Raw genomic sequence first — 1,817 nt, forward strand, 5'->3', positions numbered from 1 at the left:
ACTAAGCTACTCTTACAAGCTTATAGATATAAAAGAACTACCTTTTAAAGAGCTTATAAAAAGCGACAACCCCACAGATATCTTAATATCAGGGCTCATTGCAAGGACAGAAGAACAAATAAAAGACTTTTTAACCAAATTCAAAGAAACACTACCCTTTTTACCAACACAAGAGCAAAGGCTATACTTAGAAGAAGCGTTGACAATCTATTCTCTAAATCCTAAATTAAAAGTAAGGCTTTATGAGGAGGTAAGTATGCCAGTGATTATAACCGAAGAAATCATTGAAAACGACCCATTTTTTAAGAAAGGGTTAGAAAAGGGGTTGGAAGAAGGCATGATAGAAGTTAGAATGTCTATATTGGATATCTTGAAGCTTAGATTTGGCACAGAAGAGCTTTCGGATATAGAGAATAGACTAAATAATATAAAAGACTTGGAAGTATTGAGGGATTTGAGAAAGAAGACTTTGAAAGTAAACTCTTTGAAAGAGTTTAAGCAAATATTAGATAAATTTTAAGGGATTTAATAGATAAAACTAGTAATAGGTGTTTTTTGGGTTGTGAGAGCCATAAGGATGGCTATAGGATTTTTAAGCATTAAGCATTATAAATGTTATCTTAAAAGCCAAAAAACCAAAAAGTAGAAAAAGTAAGAAAAACCTTTGAGTTAACTATACGGCTTATTTTTTGCGATAAAGCCAAAAATATGCTCTTAAATATGCTAAAATAATAATATGGCGAAAAAATCCAAAAAATCCATATTGATAATGGATGTGTTTCCAAGTGACCCTCACAACAACGCACCTTTTATGGGTGGTGGGCAGAAGATGATTTTAAAGCTTTGTAATCTTTTAAAAAAAGATTTTGATATCACAGTTATGAACTCTCAAAGGTTTTTTTTAGAAAAAGCAGAAGAAATGGGTATAAAAACTATATCCCTTTACCATTCCCAAGAAAAAGTATTTGAAGAGCTTGGCAAATATATAGATGAGATTAAAAAATATGACTTTTTTATTATAAACAATCAGCTTGCTCTTGATGTACATCCAAACACTATAGCTTGGGTACATGCAGATTACTTTAGCTTTTGTACACCGCCTGAGATAGAAGCCTGGCTTAACTTTGTCAAAAATCCAAATGTCAAGCATATAGTCTTCGTATCAGAGCCTCTTAAAGATGCTTTTTTGTCAAAATCAAACATCCCAAAAGAAAAGCTAAAAGTCATACCAAATTGGATAGAGCACATAGAAAAAGCACCAAAAGCTTACACTGAAAATTTCCGGGTTGTATGGGTGGGCAATTTAAAACCAGACAAGAACTGGCAAGAACTCTCTCAAGCTCTAAAAGGCACAGACATAGATGTGGATTTTTTGGGAGATGGACAAGACCTTATATTTGCAAAAGAACTAAAAGAATCAAAGCCAAATCTCTTTGGCCATCAACACTTCCTTGGTTTTTTGGATGACCCCATATCCTATATGAAAGAGCATTCAAGTGTTTTTGTCTTTACATCAAAAGCCAAATACGAATCTTTTGGACTTACACTTATAGAAGCTATGTCTGTGGGCATACCATGTATTGCTTACAAAACAGATATTACAAAGTACGTCCTTGGTGAAGATGGGCTTTTTTACGCCACAAAAGAGGAGTTGAAAGAGCTAATATTTAGATTAAAAGAAGACAAAACGCTATACGAAGAAAAAGCCATATACTCTCTTAAAAGAGCAAAACTCTTTTATAAAAACAATATAAAAATACTTTGGCAAGATATTTTAAAAAATGCTTGACATTTTAAAAATAAAATGTTATAGTATT

At 32.4% G+C, this 1,817-nt stretch carries 1 protein-coding gene and 1 pseudogene; both read left to right on the plus strand.

The annotated features are described in order from the left end of the window. Positions 1 to 520: pseudogene (locus ACYQZV_RS08980) on the plus strand (hypothetical protein); the annotation flags it as partial. Positions 521 to 736: 216 nt separating this feature from the next. After that, positions 737 to 1,789, plus strand: a complete 1,053-nt coding sequence (locus ACYQZV_RS08985) for a glycosyltransferase family 4 protein (RefSeq protein WP_459895277.1) — start codon at positions 737 to 739, stop codon at positions 1,787 to 1,789. Positions 1,790 to 1,817 lie beyond the last annotated feature (28 nt).

This window comes from Hydrogenobaculum acidophilum, from assembly GCF_054656715.1.

Bases quoted from the DNA above. Each gene is read 5' to 3' on its own strand.
- ACYQZV_RS08985 (WP_459895277.1), top strand. From the start codon at position 737: ATGGCGAAAAAATCCAAAAAATCCATATTGATAATGGATGTGTTTCCA.